At 71.2% G+C, this 19,858-nt stretch carries 14 protein-coding genes; 9 read left to right on the forward strand and 5 right to left on the reverse strand.

Features of this window, described 5'->3' with window-relative positions:
- The first annotated feature begins 43 nt into the window (after positions 1 to 43).
- From O7621_RS28520 to O7621_RS28555, 8 genes are read left to right on the forward strand one after another with little or no spacing between them, the layout of a single operon-like run.
- The gene (locus tag O7621_RS28520) at positions 44 to 1,099 is read left to right on the forward strand and encodes a Gfo/Idh/MocA family oxidoreductase (protein ID WP_282232061.1); all 1,056 of its coding nucleotides are present in this window, start codon (positions 44 to 46) and stop codon (positions 1,097 to 1,099) included.
- The gene (locus O7621_RS28525) at positions 1,096 to 2,151 is read left to right on the forward strand and encodes an NAD-dependent epimerase/dehydratase family protein (protein ID WP_282232062.1); all 1,056 of its coding nucleotides are present in this window, start codon (positions 1,096 to 1,098) and stop codon (positions 2,149 to 2,151) included. The genes O7621_RS28520 and O7621_RS28525 overlap by 4 nt, the downstream gene beginning before the upstream one ends.
- The gene (locus O7621_RS28530; protein ID WP_282232063.1) at positions 2,148 to 3,296 is read left to right on the forward strand and encodes a DegT/DnrJ/EryC1/StrS family aminotransferase; all 1,149 of its coding nucleotides are present in this window, start codon (positions 2,148 to 2,150) and stop codon (positions 3,294 to 3,296) included. The genes O7621_RS28525 and O7621_RS28530 overlap by 4 nt, the downstream gene beginning before the upstream one ends.
- Complete coding sequence (locus O7621_RS28535) at positions 3,293 to 4,036, forward strand: acetyltransferase (protein WP_282232064.1); 744 nt, start codon at positions 3,293 to 3,295, stop codon at positions 4,034 to 4,036. The genes O7621_RS28530 and O7621_RS28535 overlap by 4 nt, the downstream gene beginning before the upstream one ends.
- Positions 4,033 to 5,163: a DegT/DnrJ/EryC1/StrS family aminotransferase gene (locus O7621_RS28540; protein ID WP_282232065.1), complete on the forward strand. Its 1,131-nt coding sequence runs from the start codon at positions 4,033 to 4,035 to the stop codon at positions 5,161 to 5,163. Before O7621_RS28535 ends, O7621_RS28540 begins: the two co-directional genes overlap by 4 nt.
- Positions 5,160 to 6,455 carry an MFS transporter gene (locus tag O7621_RS28545; protein WP_282232067.1) on the forward strand — a complete coding sequence of 432 codons (1,296 nt, stop codon included), beginning with the start codon at positions 5,160 to 5,162 and terminating at the stop codon, positions 6,453 to 6,455. Before O7621_RS28540 ends, O7621_RS28545 begins: the two co-directional genes overlap by 4 nt.
- Complete coding sequence (locus tag O7621_RS28550; protein ID WP_282232068.1) at positions 6,455 to 7,474, forward strand: hypothetical protein; 1,020 nt, start codon at positions 6,455 to 6,457, stop codon at positions 7,472 to 7,474. The genes O7621_RS28545 and O7621_RS28550 overlap by 1 nt, the downstream gene beginning before the upstream one ends.
- 19 nt (positions 7,475 to 7,493) lie before the next feature.
- Positions 7,494 to 8,360 carry a DUF6492 family protein gene (locus O7621_RS28555; RefSeq protein WP_282232069.1) on the forward strand — a complete coding sequence of 289 codons (867 nt, stop codon included), beginning with the start codon at positions 7,494 to 7,496 and terminating at the stop codon, positions 8,358 to 8,360.
- 8 nt (positions 8,361 to 8,368) lie between these two features.
- Here O7621_RS28555 and O7621_RS28560 read toward each other — a convergent pair whose 3' ends face one another.
- A complete protein-coding gene (locus O7621_RS28560; protein ID WP_282232070.1) occupies positions 8,369 to 9,769 on the reverse strand; it encodes a hypothetical protein in 1,401 nt (466 codons plus the stop codon).
- A 240-nt stretch (positions 9,770 to 10,009) separates the two neighbouring features.
- Here O7621_RS28560 and O7621_RS28565 point away from each other — a divergent pair, with 240 nt between their 5' ends.
- A complete protein-coding gene (locus tag O7621_RS28565; RefSeq protein WP_282232071.1) occupies positions 10,010 to 11,083 on the forward strand; it encodes a glycosyltransferase in 1,074 nt (357 codons plus the stop codon).
- Between the two features lie 67 nt (positions 11,084 to 11,150).
- Here O7621_RS28565 and O7621_RS28570 read toward each other — a convergent pair whose 3' ends face one another.
- The 4 genes from O7621_RS28570 to O7621_RS28585 form a co-directional block, all read right to left on the reverse strand.
- Positions 11,151 to 12,266, reverse strand: a complete 1,116-nt coding sequence (locus O7621_RS28570) for a glycosyltransferase family 2 protein (RefSeq protein WP_282232072.1) — start codon at positions 12,264 to 12,266, stop codon at positions 11,151 to 11,153.
- A gap of 11 nt (positions 12,267 to 12,277) precedes the next feature.
- A complete protein-coding gene (locus O7621_RS28575; RefSeq protein WP_282232073.1) occupies positions 12,278 to 13,843 on the reverse strand; it encodes a lipopolysaccharide biosynthesis protein in 1,566 nt (521 codons plus the stop codon).
- Positions 13,833 to 15,047 (reverse strand): glycosyltransferase, encoded by a 1,215-nt coding sequence (locus tag O7621_RS28580; protein WP_282232074.1) that lies wholly within the window; start codon positions 15,045 to 15,047, stop codon positions 13,833 to 13,835. Before O7621_RS28580 ends, O7621_RS28575 begins: the two co-directional genes overlap by 11 nt.
- Before the next feature lie 67 nt (positions 15,048 to 15,114).
- Positions 15,115 to 19,563, reverse strand: a complete 4,449-nt coding sequence (locus O7621_RS28585) for a DUF4082 domain-containing protein (protein WP_282232075.1) — start codon at positions 19,561 to 19,563, stop codon at positions 15,115 to 15,117.
- Between the last annotated feature and the right edge of the window lie 295 nt (positions 19,564 to 19,858).

Genomic DNA, 19,858 nt, shown 5'->3' on the forward strand with positions numbered 1-19,858 from the left:
ATGCCCCCCGACGAAATGGACATCCGTGACTCATCCGCCTGCCATGCCGGACGAGCCCATCGGCGTAGCCGTCATCGGCGCCGGCTACTGGGGCCCCAACCTGGTCCGCAACTTCATGTCCAGCCCGGCGTTCCGGCTGCGCTGGCTCTGTGACCTCGATCTCGGTCGGGCCCGTGCAGTGCTCGGCGGCTACTCGACGGTCGGCGCGACCGACGACCTGGCCCGGGTGCTCGCCGACGACTCGGTGCGTGCCGTGGCGATCGCCACGCCGGCCGGCACCCACCTCGAGGTCGCCCTCGCCGCGCTGCGCGCCGGCAAGCACGTGCTGGTCGAGAAGCCGCTCGCCGCCAACCACGCCGACGGGACGCGGCTGGTCGCCGAGGCCGAGCAGCGCGGCCTGACCCTGATGTGCGACCACACCTACTGCTACACCCCGGCGGTGCTGCGGATCCGGGAGATGCTGCACTCCGGCGAGCTGGGCGAGCTGCATTACCTCGACTCGGTACGGATCAACCTGGGCCTGGTGCAGCGCGACATCGACGTCGTCTGGGACCTCGCCCCACACGACCTGTCCATTCTCGACTTCGTGCTGCCGCCGGGGGTACGGCCGGTGGCGGTCGCGGCGCACGGCGCCGACGGCATCGGTGCCGGCCGGGCCTGCGTGGCGTACCTCACCCTGCGGCTGAGCAGCGGCGCGATCGCCCACGTGCACGTCAACTGGCTGTCCCCGGTCAAGATCCGTACGACTATCATCGGCGGGTCGAAGCGGACCCTGGTCTGGGACGACCTCAACCCGGGCCAGCGACTCGCCCTGTTCGACCGGGGCGTCGACGTCGCCACCTCCGACGAACTCGGCACCGAGGCCCGCCGGGACATGCTGGTGTCGTACCGCTCCGGCGACATGGTCGCCCCGGCGCTGACCGAGCGGGAGGCGTTGCGCACCATGGTCGACGAATACGCCCGCGCCATCCGTACCGGCACCCCGGCGTTGACCGACGGCCGTTCCGGCCTGCGGGTGCTGGCCATCCTGGAAGCCGCCACCCGCAGCCTCGCCGCTGGCGGCACGATGATCCCGCTGGACGAGGAGCCCGCCGCATGACCGTCGCAGCCACTGCCGGGTCCACTCCCGGTGCCACTCCCGCCGTCGACCTGGCCAACTCGACCGTGCTGGTCACTGGCGGCGCCGGCTTCATCGGCTCGCACCTGACCGAGCACCTCGTCTCGCTCGGCGCGCAGGTCGTCGTGCTGGACAACTTCCGCAACGGCACCCGCGGAAATCTGACCTTCCCCGGGGCCGAGTCGGTCCGGGTGATCGAGGGCGACATCTGCGACCCGCAGACCTGCCATGACGCGATGGCCGGGGTCGACGTGGTGTTCCACCTGGCCTGCCTCGGGGTACGCCACTCGCTGCACAGCCCGGTGGAGAACCACCAGGTCAACGCGCTCGGCACGCTCAACGTGCTGGAGGCGGCTCGGGCCGCGCAGGTGTCCCGGCTGCTGTACGTGTCGACCTCGGAGATCTACGGCCGGGCACTGGAGTTCCCGATCACCGAGCAGACCACCCCCTGGCCGCTGACCGTCTACGGCAGCAGCAAGCTGGCCGGTGAGCACTACGCCCGCTCGTACCTGGAATGCTGGGGGCTGCCGGTGGTCTGCGTCCGGCCGTTCAACAACTACGGGCCGCGGTCGCACTTCGAAGGTGACTCCGGCGAGGTGATCCCCCGGTTCATCCTGCGGGCACTGGCCGGGCAGCCGCCGGTGGTCTTCGGCGACGGCAGCGTCACCCGCGACTTCCTGTACGTGAAGGACTGCGTCGAGACACTGGCCCGGGTCGCCGAGTCCACCGAGCTGGTCGGCGAGGTGGTCAACCTCGGGTACGGCGAGGAGCTGACCATCGGTCTGCTGGCCCGCACGGTGCTGGAGGCGGTCGGCCGCACCGACCTGCAACCGGTGTTCGAGCCGCCGCGCCCGGCCGATGTCCCCCGGCTCTGGGTGGACACCTCCAGACTGCGCAAGACGGTCGACTTCGCCCCCCGCGTGTCATTGGCCGAAGGCATCGGCCACACCCTCGAGTACTTCCAGCGGTTGCTGCGCGAGCAGCCCGGTGCGCTGGAGCGGATGCAGACCAGGAACTGGAGCCAACCGGCATGAGCGAAACCAGTCCGCGCCGCATCCAGGTGATGCTGCCGATGCTCGGCGAGGAGGAGGAGCAGGCCGCCGCCGCGGCGATCCGCTCCGGCTGGGTGGCCCAGGGCCCCCGGGTGGCGCAGTTCGAACGCGAGTTCGCCGCCGTCGTCGGCGCCGACCACGGGGTGGCGGTCAGCTCCTGCACCACCGCGCTGCACCTGGCGCTGGTGCTGCACGGCGTCGGCCCCGGCGACGAGGTCGTCGTGCCGTCGCTGTCGTTCATCGCCACCGCGAACGCGGTCCGGCACGCCGGTGCCGAGCCGGTCTTCGCCGACGTCGACCTGGCCACCGGCAACCTGACCGTCGAGACGATCGAGGCGGTGCGCACCCCGCGTACCCGGGCGGTGATCGCGGTCCACCAGGGCGGTATGCCGTTCGACACGGCCGCGCTGCGTACGGCGGCCGCCGGCTGGGGCGTACCGCTGATCGAGGATGCCGCCTGCGCGGCCGGTTCCCGGGCGTACGGCCGACCGGTGGGTGCCGGGGCAACGGTCTCTGCCTGGTCGTTTCACCCGCGCAAGGTGATCACCACCGGTGAGGGCGGCATGCTGACCCTGGCCGACGCCGACGGCGCGGTCCGGCTGCGCCGGCTGCGCGAGCACGGCATGAACGTCTCCGCCGCCGACCGGCACGCCAGCTCCCAGCCGGTGCTGGAGGCATACCTGGAACCGGCCTTCAACTACCGGATGACCGACATCCAGGCGGCGGTCGGCCTGGTCCAGGTCGGTCGGCTCGCCGGCCTGGTCGCCGGCCGGCGGGCGCTCGCCGCCCGCTACCACGAACTGCTCGCCGGGATCGACGGGCTGGTGCCGGTGGTCGATCCGGCGTACGGCGAAACCAACTTCCAGTCGTTCTGGGTGCGGGTCGACCCGGAGTTCGGCGTCGGCCGCGACGACGTGCTCACCGGGCTGTCCGACGCCGGGGTGTCGGCCCGGCGCGGCATCATGGCCGCCCACCTGGAGCCGGCGTACGCCCACGTCGCCCCGGCCCCGCTACCGGTGACCGAGCGGCTGACCCGGGATTCGCTGATCCTGCCGCTGCACCACGCGCTCACCGAGGCCGACCAGGACCACATCGTCGCGGTGCTGCGCAAACTGGCCGGCCGATGAGGGACCTGCTGATCGTCGGGGCGGGCGGTTTCGCCCGGGAGACCGCCGCCGCTGTCGCGGTGGTCAACGTGGCGGCACCCACCTGGCGGCTGCTCGGGTACCTCGACGACGACCCGGCGTTGCACGGCACCCGGCGGGTCGGCGTACCGGTGATCGGCGGCACCGACCTGGTCGCCGAGCTGACCGACGCGGCGGTGCTGGTCTGCGTCGGCAACCCGCGCGACTACCGGTCCCGGCGGCGGCTGGTCGAGCGGTTCGGCCTGCCGCCCCAGCGGTACGCCACCATCGTGCACCCGGCCGCCCGGATCGGCGTCGGCTGCACCGTCGGGCCGGGCAGCGTGCTGCTGGCCGGGGTGGATCTGACCGCCGAGGTGTCCGTCGGTGCGCACGTCGCGGTGATGCCACAGGTGGTGCTGACCCACGACAACGTGATCGGGTCGTACGCCACGATCGCCTCCGGGGTGCGATTCGGTGGCGGGGTGCGGCTCGGCGACGGCGTCTACGTCGGTGCTGGCGCGCTGCTGCGCGACGGGATCGCCGTCGGTGCCTGGTCGCAGCTGGGCATGGGCTCGGTGGTGCTGCGCGACGTACCCGCCGGCGAGGTGTGGGTCGGCGCGCCGGCCCGCTTTCTGCGCCCCGCCAACGCCCCGGTTGACGGCCCAGCCGACGCGCCGGTTGACGGCCCGGCCGGCCACCCCGCCGATCGAACGAACGAGTCGCAGTTGAGGAGTCACGCGTGAGCAGCATCCCCCTCGTCGACCTTGCCGCCGCCCACACCGAGGTGGCCGAGGAGGTCGATGCCGGTTTCAAGCGGGTCCTCGCCGGCACCGCGTTCATCGGCGGCGCCGAGGTGGCCGCCTTCGAGACCGAGTACGCCGCGTTCAGCGGCGTGTCGCACTGTGTCGGGGTGGCCAACGGCACCGACGCGCTGGAGCTGGCCCTGCGGGCGGTCGGGGTCGGCCCGGGCAGCGAGGTGATCCTGCCGGCGAACACGTTCATCGCCACCGCCGAGGCGGTCGCCCGAGCCGGTGCCCGGGTGGTGCTGGTCGACTGCGACCCGGCGACGTACCTGATCGACGTGGACGCGGCACTGGCCGCGGTCACCCCGGCCACCCGGGCGATCGCCCCGGTGCACCTGTACGGCCAGCTCGCCGAGGTGGAGCGGCTGCGCGCCGGGCTCGCCAGCTTGTCCGCCACCGGGCAGGAGATCGCGATCGTCGAGGACGCCGCGCAGTGCCAGGGGGCGACCCGGCACGGCCGGGGCGCCGGTGCCGACGGCATCGCCGCCACCAGCTTCTACCCGGGCAAGAACCTCGGCGCGTACGGCGACGCCGGCGCGGTGGTCACCGCAGACGCCCAGCTCGCCGCTGACGTCCGGCGGATGTCGGCGCACGGCAGCGTCCGCAAGTACGTGCACGAAGTGGTCGGCTTCAACAGCCGACTCGACGGGCTGCAGGCGGTGGTGCTGCGGGCCAAGCTTGCCCGGCTGGCCGGCTGGAACGACCGACGGCGCGCCATCGCGGCCCGCTACCACGAGCTGCTGGCCGGCCTCGACGTGGTCCGGCCGGTGACGCTGGACGGCAACGTGCACGTCTGGCACATCTACTGTGTCCGGGTGCCCGGCGGGACCGATCGCCGCGACGCTGTGCTGGCCGCGCTGAACACGGCCGGGATCGGTGCCGGCATTCACTACCCGGTACCGGTGCACCTGACCCCGGCCTTCGCCGACCTCGGCTACCCGGCCGGGTCGTTCCCGCACGCCGAGTCGACCGCGCCGGAGCTGCTGTCGCTGCCGATCTACCCGCAGTTGACCGCCGAGCAGCAGGACCGGGTCGTCGAGGTGCTGGCCGCCGCGCTGGCGGGTTGACCGGACAGTCCACCGTGTACGTCACCCTGCGCGACCGGCCTGGCGCGGACTCGGGCACCCCGGGCCGGGCCGTCGGCCGGCGGGTGTCCGGCACCGTACTGCTGCTCGGCACGGTCAGCCTGCTCACCGACGTCTCCTCGGAGATGGTCGCCTCGGTGCTGCCGCTGTACCTGACCGTGGTGGTCGGGCTCAGCCCGGTGGCGTACGGCTTTCTCGACGGTGTCTACCAGGGCGTCAGCGCGCTGGTCCGGATCGCCGGCGGGTACGCCGGGGACCGCGGTGGGCGCCCGAAGTGGGTGGCGGTGGTCGGCTACGGCGCGTCGGCGTTGAGCCGGATCGCCATGGTGCCGGCCCAGGGGTTCGCCGCGATCACCGCGGTGATCACCACGGACCGGCTCGGCAAGGGGCTGCGCACCGCGCCCCGGGACGCGCTGATCGCCGCCTCGTCGGATCCGGCGCTGCTGGGGCGGGCGTTCGGCGTGCACCGGGCGTTGGACACCTTCGGCGCCGCGCTCGGGCCGCTGGTGGCCTTCGCTCTGCTCGCCGCGGTCCCGGGCAGCTACGACTCGGTGTTCCTGGTGTCGTTCGCGTTCGCGGTGGTCGGCGTGGCGGTGCTGGTGCTGTTCGTGCCGAACCTGTCGACCACGGTGGGCGCGGTGCGGTTCGGCGTAAGGCGGATGGTGGCCGAGGTGACCGGAGCCCGGCTGCGCCGGCCGCTGCTCGCCGCCGGTCTGCTCGGTCTGTCGACCGTCGGCGACGGGTTCCTCTACCTGACGTTGCAGGACCGCGACGACTTCGCCGCGTTGTACTTCCCGCTGCTGTTCGTCGGCACCAACGTGGCGTACCTGCTGTTGGCGGTGCCGATGGGCCGGCTGGCTGACCGGGTCGGCCGGGCGAAGGTGATGGTCGCCGGGCACGGCGCGCTGCTCGTCTGCTACCTGCTGGCCGCCGCGCCGGCCGGCGGCGTCGGGTTGACCGTCGCGGTGCTGCTGCTGCTCGGCGTCTTCTACGCCGCCACCGACGGGGTGCTGCCGGCGCTGGTCGCCCGGTTGGTGCCGGCCCCGGCCCGGGGCAGTGGGATCGCCGCCGCGCAGACGGTGGTGGTGCTGACCCGGTTCGTCTCGTCGATCGCATTCGGTCTGCTGTGGTCGGTGACCGGTCCGGCCGGTGCGGTGCTGATCTTCGCGGCGGTCCTGGCCGGCGGCATCCCGGTGGCCTGGTGGCTGCTGCGTGGCGTGGACCGGGCTCCGGCGGCCGGCGACGCCGTCGTACCGGCGGGTGAGGGGTCCTGATGGGGCTGCGGGTCCGGCTGGCGGTCCTCGTCGCGATCGTGCTGCTGGTGACGTTCGGCGCCGGCGGGTACGTGTGGCAGGTCCGGCAGTCGCAGGCCCGGGTGCAGGCCGATGCCAGCCCGGTGCCGGTGCGGGCCGACCTGGCGGCGGTACGCGCCGAGGCACATCTGGTGTTCCGCTCCACCGCACTCGGCACCGGCTACGGCGAGGTCGCGATGACGCCACTGTCCGATCCGGACGGGCCGCGGGCGCTGACCGGGGCGAGCTGCGAGCGGGTGTACGCCACCGACTCACAGACTCTCTGCCTGTCCGCCGAGCGTGGGCTGCTCACCGTGTACCGGGCGCGGCTGCTGGACGCGGGGTTCGAACCGAGGCTGGACCTGCCGTTGACCGGGATCCCGTCCCGGGCACGGCTGTCCCGCGACGGTACGCTGGCCGCGACCACATCCTTTGTGGCCGGCGACTCCTACGCCAACCCGGGCGAGTTCTCCACCCGTACGGTGATCAGCCGCACCGACGGCGAGGTGGTCGGCGACATCGAACAGTTCCCGCTGTACGTCGACGGCGAGCCGGTCACCGCGGCCGACAAGAACCTGTGGGGGGTCACCTTCGCCGACGACGACCGGTTCTACGCCACCGCCGCGTCGGGCGGCCGGACCTGGCTGGTCGAGGGAAGCATCGGCGAGCGCCGGGTGGACGCGCTGCGGGAGGACGCCGAGTGCCCGTCGTTGTCCCCGGACCGGACCCGGGTGGTGTTCAAAAAGCGCGGCGACCTGCCGCCCGGCCAGTGGCGGTTGGCCGTATACGACCTGGCCACCGGCGCCGAGACCATGCTGGCCGAGACCCGCAGCGTCGACGACCAGGTCGAGTGGCTCGACGACGGGAACGTCATCTACGGGCTGCCCCGCGACGCGGACGGCGGCGCGGCGACCAGTGACGTATGGCAGGTCTCGGCGGACGGTTCGGGCGCACCGCAGGTGCTGGTGCATGATGCCTGGTCACCGGCGGTGGTCCGGTGACCCGACGAAGGAGATCATCTTGACGGAGCTTGCCGTGGTCACCCCGAGCTTCGGCCCGGATTTCGAGTTGTGCGCCGCGTTGCACCGCTCGGTGCTGGCCCACTCCCCCGCCTCGGTGCGGCATCACATCATCGTGCCCCGGGCGGACCTGCCCCGCTTCGGGGCGCTGCGGGGCGACCGCACGGTGCTGCACGACGAGGCCGAGTTCCTGCCGTCGTCGGTCCGGTCGCTGCCGGGGACGAAATACTCGGTGAACCTGCGCCGACCGTTCCCGCCGCTACGCGGCTGGATCCTGCAGCAGGTGATCAAGTTGTCGGCGGCGGCCCGGATCCCGGCGGACGTCGTGGTGCTGGTCGACTCGGACATCGAGTTCGTCCGGCCGTTCTCCGCAGCGACCTTCCGCCACGACGACGTCGTACGGTTCTACCGCCAGCCGGACGAGGTCGACCAGCGGCTGCCCCGACATGTCCGGTGGCACGAGGTGGCCCGCGAGTTGCTGGGGTTGCCGGCTCAGCCGCCACCGTACCCGGATTACGTCTCGTCCCTGCTTGCCTGGGATCCGGTGATCGTCCGGGGGTTGCTGCAGCGGATCGAGTCGGTCACCGGGCGACGGTGGGCCGATGTCGTCGGGGCACAGCTGCACTTCTCCGAGTGGACGCTGTACGGCGTCTACGTCGACGAGGTGCTCGGCGGTCAGGCCGCGACCGGGTTCGCCACCACCGACAGCCGGTGCCACGCGTACTGGGAGGAGGTGCCGCTCGACGAGTCGTCGGTGGCCCGTTTCGTCGCCGGGATCGGCCCGGACGACGTGGCCGTGATGATCTCGGCGAAGTCGCGGACGCCGCTGGAGCTGCGCCGCGCGGCGATCACCGCGCTCACCGGCTGAGCGACCGGTCAGTACGCGCCGCAGCTGGAGCCGCCGTCGACCCGGTAGACGTGCACGGCGTTGCCGTCGATGAACGAGTCGGTGAACTGGCCGTCGTCGGCGAGCAGGGTGCGGTCCTCGTCGAGCACGGTGATCCGGGCGTCACCGACGCACGGCAGTTGGAACGTCGCCTCGGCGACGCTGCCGCCGGCCGAGCTGGCGAGCAGGTAGAAGTGGCCGTCGTACCACTTGGTGGCCAGGTCGACTCCGGTGGAGACGCTGGCCACCCCGTCGGCGTACGGGGCGTTGAGCACCGGCGCGAGCCGGGTGATCCGGTCGTTGACCCCAGCCACGGCCGACCGCACCGGCGCGTAGCAGGGTTCCCGCAGGGCATGCTGGCTCTGGCAGGGACCGCTGAAGCTGTGGTTGAAGTAGACGATGCCCCGGGCACCGTGGATGATGCTGCTCCAGACCGCCGCGACGACCTGCTCCGGGGCGATCGTCGGGTAGTGCTCCTCGTTGAACGGACGCCCGACCTCGACGAAGCTCCAGACCGGTCGGCTGCCGGGCGGCGAGACCAGGGACCGGACCCGGTCGACGGTACGGCCGTAGTTCGCGGCCCGGTGGCACAGCTCGGCGGGCAACCGATCGGCTCCGTCGACGGTGGTGAGCTGGTCGGGGTCGAAGAACCGCCCGCCTTCGCTGTGCCCGCAGATGCCACGGTCGGTGAACCAGTAGGTGTCGACCGACACGACGTCGGCGAACTCGTTGACGAAGCGGGCGGCATCGGCGTCGCTCTGCCAGAACGCTACGCCCTTGCCGTAGTTGACCATCCGCAGCCGCTGGTCGTCCGGCAGCCGGTCGAGGATGTCACGCTGCACGGTGTAGCCGCACTCGCCGTCGGACGGTTGGCAGATGTCGCCCTGCCCCGGGAAGTTGCCGGTCCATGGGTCGTCGCCAGGCCCGGCCCACATATCGGCCTCGTCGGAGATCAGCCAGCCGCCGGTCTCGTCACCGTGTTCGCCGATCGGGCTGGTGATCGTGTGCATCCCGGCGGCCCGGACCAGGTCGAGATTGGTGGTGCCGGTCAGCTCGACGTAGGTGTTGAGGCCGATCTCGACGTCCTTGGCGGTGTCGGCGGGGTCGGTGACGCTTTCCAGCCAGACGCCGATCGGAAAGAACTCGGGACTGGTGGGCAGTGATGGGGAGAAGCGGTCGTAGAAGTCCGGGCCGCCGTCGACCGGGCGCAGCGTCGCGCCGGCGCCACCCGCGGTGGCGACCGTACCGGGGGCGATCCCGGCGGCGACCGGACCGCGGACGGTGCCACCGATCGCCCACGCTGTACCGGCGACGACGAGCGCGCCGGCGACGACGCTGGCGATCAGGATCCAGCGCCGGCGCGGGCGGTGGGGTCCGGTAGCGACGACCATGGACGACCTTTCGAACGGTACCTGCCAGCACCGAGGGGGGTGCCGACCAGCAGTAGTCGGACAACCACCCTGAGCGGAACATCCGATGCTAACAACAGCCGGCGTCGACAACTGCCCGCTTTGCCCACTACAGTCCGTGTTCGGTGGCCGCCTGTCCGGCAACCGACAGTAGTCGAAGCGGTGGTAGCGGCCGGGTACGATCACGCCGGTACCCCGACCCCCGCTGCACGGAGTTCTCACGTGATCAACCGTCTCGCGGACCAGGCCAAGGGCCTGGTCCGGTCCCGCCTTACCGCGGCAGAGCTCAACCGGCGGCAGGTCCCGACCTTCCGGACCACCGACGTACGGACCGGCACACCGACCGTCTACTACCTCGCGCCGGACAACCCACAGCCCAGCGGCGGGGTACGGGTCATCTATCGCCATGTCGACCTGCTCAACGACATGGGCATCCGGGCGTACGTCATGCACAAGGACCCGGCGTTCCGCTGCACCTGGTTCACCAACCAGACGCCCGTCGTCGCGGCCGCGAACGCCACCCTCGGCCCGACCGACATCCTCGTCGTCCCCGAGTGGTACGGACCCGGTCTGACCACGATCCCGCGCGGGCCGCGCCTCGTGGTGTTCAACCAACGGGCGTACGACACCTTCGACCACATCCCGTACCCGGACACCCGCCCCGGCGCGCCCTACGCCGACCTGCCCGGGATGACCGCGCTGCTGGCCGTCTCGCACGACAACGTCGAGCTGCTCAGCCACGCCTTCCCGGACATCCCGGTCCGGCTGACCCGCAACGTGATCGACCCCGACGTGTTCGCTTTCGGCAGCTGGCCCCGGCGACGGCACATCGCGTACGTCGGGCACCGGCGGGCCGACGAACGCGACCAGTTGCTGCACATCCTGCGGTCCCGCCGGGTGCTGGACGGTTGGGAGGTCACCCGGATCGCCGGACGCACCGAGCAACAGACCGCGGAGATCATGCGCGACTGCGCCATTTTCCTGAGCTTCAGTGACCGCGAGGGGTTCGGTATGCCACCGGCCGAGGCGATGTCCTGCGGCGCGTACGTGGTCGGCTACCCCGGCCTGGCCGGCCGCGAGTTCTTCGACCCGGCCCACTGTGCGCCAGTGCCCGATGGTGACCTGCTGGCCTTCGCCCGAGCCGTCGAGCAGGCCTGCGCCACCTGGGTCACCCAGCCGGAGGAGCTGGCCAGGCGGGCGGGTGCCGCTTCGGCGGCGGTGCAGGACCGTTACACCGTCGCCGGCCTACGCGAAGACCTGACCGCCTTCTACCACCCGCTGCTGACCCCCGGCTGACCGGTCCGCACGGCCCGCCGCCCCGCCGGTCCCCTGCCCGTCACCGGGGCCGCAACCCGCTCGGTCGTCAGATGCCGTGCCGGATCCAGGTGCGGTAACGGGCGTCGTTGCGCAGTCGACGCTGCACCACGCTGGCGGCGAAGCCCGGCACCAGCGGGGCGAACCGCGCACCGACCGCCCGGCGCCGCTGCAGCCCAGCCCAGTGCGGCAACTGCTCCGCGGCCAGATACGTCTCCCGGGCGAACTCCACGTACCACTCGACCGGCTCGCGGTCGGTCAGCCGCCGGTCGTAGGCGTGGCATGCCGATTCGAGAGCCTCGGTGGCCAACGCCCGACGGGCCAGGTCGTGCAGCTCCCGGGCCCGGGGCAGCTTGCCGCCGGGACCGTCGAACAGTACGTCGAAGGCGGTCCGCCGCTCGATCAGGTCGGTCCGCCGGCCGGACGCGGCGGTGACGCTGACGCTGGCCGCGTGTTCCCGGTGCCAGGCCTGATCGGCACCGTCGACGTGACCGACGTCGGAAACCGCCGCCACCCGCATCCAGGCCTCCATGTCGCAGGCGTAGCGCATCCGGCTGTCCCACGGGCCGACCTCGGCGTAGACGCTGGCCCGGACCACCGCCTCGGGAGTGGTGATGCAGTTGACGCCCAACCGGCACCGCTGTGCGATCCAGTCCTCACCGGACCAGATCGTCCAACCGGTGACCTCGGACCGGAACTCGGTCGGCACCGCCCCGTGGAAGTGCACCGGATGGCCGTAGACCAGACCGACCTCGGGGAACTCGTCGAACAGCCGCGTCGCGCGGGTCAGCGCCCCCGGGGTCAGCAGGTCGTCCGCGTCGAGTCGGACGACGAACTCCCCTGTCGCCACCGCCAACCCGTCGTTGAACGCCACGCAGGGCCCGTGGTTGGTCTCGTTGTGCACCACGACCAGCCGAGGTTCGTCGGCCCGGAGGGTGGTCAGCACCTGCCGGGTGTCGTCGGTGGAGCAGTCGTCCACGACGACCACCTCGACCTCGACGCCCTGCTGGGCGAGCGCACTGCCGATGCTCGACGGCAGGAACCGCCCGTAGTTGTAGCTCGGGATGATCACCGACACCCGTGGCGTACGGGCCGGATCACCGGCCGGGACCGGTGCCGGAACCCGGGTGCGGGGCGGCAGCGCGCGGCGGGCTGGCAGAGACACGTACACCTCTTTCAGGGTCGGACCGCCGTGGCGAGCGGCGTCGTCGGGGCAGGCGGCACCGGCGGGGGCGGACCGGTGGCCGGGCCGCCGTCACTCGATCCACGGTCGGCTGGCTCGCCGCCGCCCGGCTGGTCGGCGACCTGGCCGGCCGCCTTGAGGTCCCGCAGTCGGCGCCGCAGCCAGGGCAGCAACGGCCCGGCGAACGCCACGGTCATAACGGCGCCACCGGCCAGCAACTGCCACAGCGTGCCCGGCACGGTACGCACCATCAGCAGGCCGAGCGCCACCGCGGGCACCGCCACGGCCAGCGGCAGCACCAGCGCACCGGCCAACGCCCGCAGTCGGACGCCGTGCCGACGCAGCGCGAACGCGTACATCGGCAGGATGATCAGCGCGCAGACCAGCGCATGCCCGAACCCGGCACCGACCAGGCCGTACCAGCGCACGCCGAGGATCACTGCGGGGAAGAGCGCGACCAGCCAGACCACCTGGGCGACGAACAACGCCCGGCTCGCGCCGACTGCGATGAGGTAGGTCGCCACCAGGTCGAACAGCACCCGGAACGCCCCGAAGAAGGCCAGACCGGCCAACGCGTCGGCCGCCATCGACCAGCGTTGACCGTACAGCAACGGCACCACGACACTGGCCAACCCGGACAGCAGTACGCCGACGAGCAGCGCGACGGTCCAGGTCAACGCGGCGGCCGAGACGAATCCGGCAGCCTTACGCCGGGGGTCGGTCACGGTGGCGAAGGCCGGCAGCGCCACCGCCCGGATCGCCACCCCGAGGGCGCTCATCGGCCACGTGGAGATGTTGAACGCCAGGGTGTAGAGGCCGAGCATCACCGTTCCGGCGGTGGCGCCGACGGTCAGGTGACCGACGTTCATCACCACCCAGGACAGTACGTTGGCGCCGGCCAACGGCACGCCGAACCGGATCAGGCTGTGGGCCACCGCCGAGTCGAACCCGAACGTCGGCCGGGACCGGGTCAGCACGAACTGCAGCACGGTGACCATCGACTGCGCGACCACCCGGGAGATCGCCAGCGACATCGCGCCGAACCCAAGCAGCACCAGAGCGACCGTGACCGTGGTGCTCACCACCAGGCTGGCACCGTCGAGGCCGAGCTGGGCCCGTTGCCGGAACTCCCGCTGCATGACCGCGTACGGCACCACCGACAGGCCGCTGAGCACCAAAGTCAACGACATCACCTGCACCACCGGGGTGGCCTGCGGGCTGTCCATGGCCACCGACACCGGCCCGGCGGCCAGCGACATCGCACCGGCCAGGCCCAGGCTGGTCAGCAACGAGATGGTGGTGACGGTGCCGGCTCGGCCCTGCACCCCGTGCCGGATGATGTCCGCGCTCATCCCGAGGTCGGCCAGGGACATCACGATGGTCTGCACGGTCAGCGCGACCGCGAAGACACCGAACTCCTCCGGAGCGAGCAGCCGGGCCAGCAGGACGCCGACGCCGAGGCTGCCGATCCGCAGGGCGATGCTGTTCAGGGTGCTCCACGCGAGGGCACGCTTGACCCTGGCACCGAGCGGGGCCGGTGCGGCTGCGTCAGCTGTCACTACCGCTCCCGGCCGCGGTCCGCCCGGCGGCGAACCGCTGCCGGGCCAGACTCGCCTTGAAGTTGAGCAGATGGGCGGTCGGATGGGCCATGGCTCCGGCCCGGCGCGGCAGGTTCAGCCGTTGCTCCACGGCGCGGGCGTAGATGTCCGTCTGCCGCCGGCCGGCGGCCTGCAGACTGAACCGCTCCACGACGGTACGGCGGCCGAACTCGCCCAGCTCGGCCCGCTGCCGTGGGTCGGCGGTGCCGAGTTCGGTGAGCGCGTCGGCGACCCGGCCGGTGCCGTCGGTGCCGTCGCCGAGACCATAGAACCCCTGGTCGAGAAAGACCGGCAGGGTCTGCGGGGTGAGCGGTAGCCAGAACCCCTGCTCGCCCTGCACGACGACCGGCTTGGCGAAGGCCATCGCCCGCAACGCCGACGACCCCATGCCGATGACGATGTCGGCGGCGGCGTACGCGTCGTGCGGGTCGAGCATCGCGCCGGTGAGGGTGACCACCTCTGCGCCCCGCTCGGCGTTGGCCTTGTCGGCCGCCTGCTGAATCTCGGCGCGGGCCTCGCCGTCGCCGACGATCAGCAGCCGCATCCGCAGCGCCGGGTCGATGCCGACCATCGCCCGGGTCGCGGCGAGCAGTCCTTCGAGTTTGAGCGCCGCCGCCAACCGGGACACCGACACCACGGCGATCTCGTCGGCGGCGATGCCGAGGGCACGCCGGGCCGGACCGGGATCGGTGACCGGGGCGTTGGCGTCGGTGTCGATAGGCGGTTCGATGACGTGCACCTCGGTCCGGTGTGGGCGTTCCTGGGCGGCGATCTGCTCGGTGCCGACGATCAGTGGCAGGTGCCGGGGCACCCAGGCCGGGACCTCCATGGAGAGCACAGTCACCACGAGCGGCACCCCTTGGCGCAGGTACGCGCCGTAGGCTGCCTCCAGGCTGGGTGCCCACTCGTAGGCGTGGACCAGGTCGATGCGGCGCTGCCGGACGACGTCGGCGATGGCGGCGACGTTGCGCGGTGACGGTGCCTCGCCCTTCGGTGGTGCCTGGACGAACTCCAGGCCCCACTCGTCGACCATGCTCCGCAGCTCGCCGTCCGGGCCGTAGATGATCACCTCGTGCCCGAGCCCGGCCACTGTCGCCGCGATCTCGATGGCGTTGATCTGGCTCCCGCCGATCTCCATCGTGTGCAGGCAAGTGAGGATACGCACCTAGTGTCCCTTTCAATCGCGGCGAAGCCGCCCTGCCGATGATTCAACGGCTTCGCCGCGACTGTCCTCAAGAGTTAGGCGTGAACACGACATCTACCCAGTAGTTGTGGTTGACCGACTGGCCGGGGAACACCCAGCCGTACGGGTCGTAGTGGTACACACCCCCGCCGACCAGCACATGCAGTGGCGAGCGGTCCAGCTCGGCTTCGGCGAACTGGTTGGCGGTCACGGCGTACTGGCCGACCGACGTGTGGTATGAGGCCACATAGGTGGTGTTCGCCACAATGGGCACCGGCTGATCGAAGGTGACCGTCTGCCAACCGGATTCCGTCTCGTCGGTGAACACCGCCGTCGCCAACCGGACACCGTCCGCCGTCCAGAGCGACCCGCGATGCGTCCCGGTGTTGGCTGGGCCCTTGTAGAACCGGACACCGGTGACCTGACCGGCGACGTCGGAGCGGAACCGCACCCCCACCTCGACCGCGTCCTCGTCGGCCCAGTTCACCGCGGCGGGCACGTCCTCCGGGCCGAAGATGCTGACCGGCGGCGCCGACGGATCGGGGCTCGGCGTCGGTTCGGGGCTCGGCGACGGCGACCCGGTCGGGGTCGGCTCCGCGGTCGGACTTGGCTCGGTCGACGGCGACGGCGACGGTCCTGCCGGTGACGGGCTGGGGGTCGGCGTCGGGTCGGCGTCGGGGTCACCGGGTATGTACAGCGGGTCGACCCAGTAGTTCGCCGAGTTGTACGTTCCGGTCGGGAACCCACCGCCGGAACCGTACCGGTAGACCCCGTTGTCCCCCGCCGGGGCGCTCAACTGGCCACGGCTGTAGCCGGAGCCGAAGAAACCGCCATCGAACGCATAGTTGCCGTTCGGCGCGTAGTACGACAACACGTACGTCGTACCCGCCGACACCGCCACCGGCTCGGCGAACGCCGCCGACTGCCAGCCCGTGACGCCGCCCTCCGGGAACGTCACCTCCGCCAACGGCGCACCACCACCGACCGGCCACAACCTGCCGACCTGACTACCCACGTTCCCCGGCCCCCGGTAGAACCGCATCCCGACCAGCTCACCGTCCACCGACGGGGTGAACTTGACGCCCACCTCCACCGGGTCGCTCTCCCCGACCGAGGACTGCTGCGGAACCGCGTCCGGCTCGAACAGGGTCACCACGTCGTCGCCGTAGGTCGTGGTGAACGACCAGGTGTACGGCTGCGCCATCGTCGTCCCGTCGCTGCTGGCCCGCACCGATGCGGTGTAGGTGTGCAGCGACCGCAGCGCGGTCGACGGGGTGAACGTGGCGAGCCGGGTCGCGCCGTCGTAGGCGACCGTGCCGGCGACCGGCTCGGAGGCCGCGTCGACCAGCTCGAACTCCAGCGACGACTCGTCGATGTCGATGTCGAAGTGTGCGGAGGCCACCGTCTCGGCAGCCACCCCGGTGGAACCGGGTGTCGGCACGGTCGCGGTCACCGCCGGTCCGCTCTCGTCCGGCCGACCGGACGGCGACGGGGAGGGAGACGGGGACGAACCGTCACCGGTCGGCAGGAAGTACGGGTCGATCCAGTAGTTCGCCGCACCGTAGGTCAGGGTCGGGAAGCCACCACCGGCGGTGTAGTTGAACACACCGTTGTTCTCCGCGGTGGCGGTCAGCGGGCCACGGCTGTAGCCGGAGTCGAAGAATCCGGGGTCGTAGGCGTAGTTGCCGTTCGGCGCGTAGTACGACAACACGTACGTCGTACCCGCCGACACCGCCACCGGCTCAGCGAACGCCGCCACCTGCCAACCCGTACCCTCACCCTCCGGGAACGTCACCTCCGCCAACGGCGCACCACCACCGACCGGCCACAACCTGCCGACCTGACTACCCACGTTCCCCGGCCCCCGGTAGAACCGCATCCCGACCAGCTCACCGTCCACCGACGGGGTGAACTTGACGCCCACCTCCACCGGGTCGCTCTCCCCGACCGAGGACTGCTGCGGAACCGCGTCCGGCTCGAACAGGGTCACCACCTGATCGGAGAAGGTCGAGGTGAACGACCACGAGTACGGCGCGTTCATCGGCACGTCGGCCTCGTCGCGCGCGGTCACCGTCGCGGTGTAGGCGGTCTGCTCGGTCAGCGGCACCACCGGGGTGAAGGTGGCCCGACGGGCCGCACCGTCGTAACTGACGGCACCCGCCACCGGCTCGTCGGCCGGGCCGGCCAGTGTGAACTCGATGGTGGTCTCGTCGACCGGCTTGCTGAACACGATCGACGGGGTCACATCCGCCGGAACGTTCGCCGCGTCCGCGATCGGCACCGTCGACGACACCGTGGGCGGTGCGTCGTCGGCGGTCACGAAGGTCACGTCGGCGTAGTAGTTCGTCGAACCCCACGAGTTGTTCGGGAAGCCGGGTCCGTCCTCCCGGTAGACACCGTTGCCCACCGTGCCTGCAGTGGCGGGCGCCAGGAGGGGTCCCGAGACGTGATCGGTCAGGAAGTAGCCGCCGTCGCTGGCGTACCGCCCTTGCGGTGCGAAGTAGGAGACCACGTAGCTGGTACCGGCGGAGACCGGGACCGGGGTCGGGAGACTCACCTGCTGCCAGCCGGTCTCGGTCTCGTCGGTGAACACCGCGGTGGCCAGCACTGAACCGCCGTTGGTCCAGAGCGTGCCACGATGCTCGCCACCGTTGCCCTCGCCCTTGTAGAAGCGCAGTCCGGTGACCAGACCGTCGATCTGAGGAGTGAACCGCACCCCGACCTCGACCGCCGGCTGAGTGCTCAGCGGCTCGCCGTCTGGCCTGCCATTGTCGGTCTCGACGAACGCCTTGGTGTCCGGCACCGCTTGGCCGAACAGCGAGTACGGTCCGGAGACCGACAGGGCGACCGGATCGGACGGTGCGCCGAGGTTGCCGCTGTCGTCGACTGCCCGCGCCAGCACCACGTGTGCGGCGGTGTCGGTGGGCAGGAAATCGTAGGTCCAGGAATGCGTACCGGTGGTGGCCGGGTGCCAGGTGTCGCCGCCGTCGGTGGAGATCTCGACGCCGGCGACCAGCCCGCCGCCGGCGTCGGACGCGGTGCCGGTGACCGTCACCGGCGCGCCGTGGGCCACGGAGCTGCCGTCGGTCGGTCCGGTGATCGTCACGGTGGGTGCCAGCGCGTCGGCGGACTGGCTGGTCACCACGATGCCGCTCATCGGGGTGGTCGGCGCCGCACCCATGTCGGCGAAGAGGTTGACCGTGGCCTGCTGGATCGCGTCATCGGCGGGCGCGCCCGAGCCACCGTCATGGTAGGCGTCGAGCCCCCACGCCCACTGGATGGTGCCGGCCCCGAAGACCAGCGCACCGCTCGGTGCCCGGTACATGGTCATGTGGTGGGTGGTCTCCCCCGGCTTGTTCTCCGGGCCGTAGCCGACCAGGTACTCGGGGGTATGACCGGTGGTGGTGGAGAGCCGGAAGGTGCCGGCCGGTCGGAAGCCGTTGTCCAGGTCCTCGTTGGACTCGTAGCCGACGGTGTGTGGCGCCAGGGTGGCGGTCTGGCCCGGAGCCAGCTCGGCCACGCCGGTGTGTCGCCAGAACCGTAGCCGGCCCTGCTCGGCGGGGACCTGCATGGCCAGGTCGGTGTTGTTGGCCATGTAGAGGTTGCCGACCAGGGCGTTCTCCGGCTCGCGCACCTCTCCGGTCGGGAAGCGTGGGTCACGCCACACGCCGGTCCACTCGTCTGACGGGTCGATCCGCGCGTTGTCCCAGGTCTCCTTGTAGCAGACCAGGGTGCGGTACGGCGTACCGTCACCGTCGACGCTGTCCTCCCAGCGGACCTTCCAGTAGACCTCGTTGCCGGTGAAGAACGCCAGGTGCACTCCGGCGTCGCGGGCCGCCTCGACATTGGCCCGCTGCTGCGGGGACCAGTACTCGTCGTGCCCGACGGAGACATACACCTCGTGGTTGAGCAGCAGTTCACCGCGCACGTCCGCGTCGAGCCCACTGACGTAGCTGACGTCGTACCCGTTGCGCTCCAGGAAGCGGATCATCGGATACTCGTTGGCGAAGAGAAAGTCGCGCCCCTGCTGAGCGCCGCGGGTGGCGAACGGCCGGTTGTAGCTCAGCTTGTAGGCGCGGTACGCCGGACCTTCGCCCCAGTAGAAGTCCGCTCCGCCGTAGCGGTTGTACGCCTGCCAGGTGGTGTCCGAGGTCTGGAACACCAACTGCGAGGTGCTGGTGTCATCTCGCACGATGAAGGGGATGTGGCTGTCACCGCCGGTGTCCGAGCGAATGAGTCGGGCGATGTAGACCCCGGAGACGGCGTCGGCCGGCACGTTCCAGGTAGCGCCGACCTGCCAGGTGCCGCAGTCGAAAATCTGGGAGTCGGTGGCGCGCACGCAGTCCGCGTCGGTGTTGGCCGCCAGCGGCAGGCTCGGGGTCAGCGTGGCCCACTCCCGTGCGCCGTCGCCGCCGTACCAGCCGAGCCGGTAGACCTTGATCGTGTACGCGGACGCCTCGGTGCGCACCTTGAAGCCGATCTGTTCCCCTACATTCACGCTTATCGAGGTCGCAAAGCCCTGGATCGTGGGATCGCCGACCCCGGAAATGTCCCACACCGAACTCGGCGTTCCCGACTTGCTGTTCTCACAGGCAATCACGTTGACCGGAGGCGCGCACGGATCAGTGGACGCGGATGCCGCTGGCATCGCGATCATCAGGGTCGCCATCATGACGATGGCGGTCGCGACGGCGACGAAGTGCCGACTGCCACGATCAAAAAACTTAAATACGCCCGCCCTCACCGAATGTCCCTTCAGGAGCCAGCCCGACGCGATACCGCGTGCCTCCCCC

Source organism: Solwaraspora sp. WMMD937, assembly GCF_029581175.1.
Classification (GTDB): Bacteria; Actinomycetota; Actinomycetes; order Mycobacteriales; family Micromonosporaceae; genus Micromonospora_E.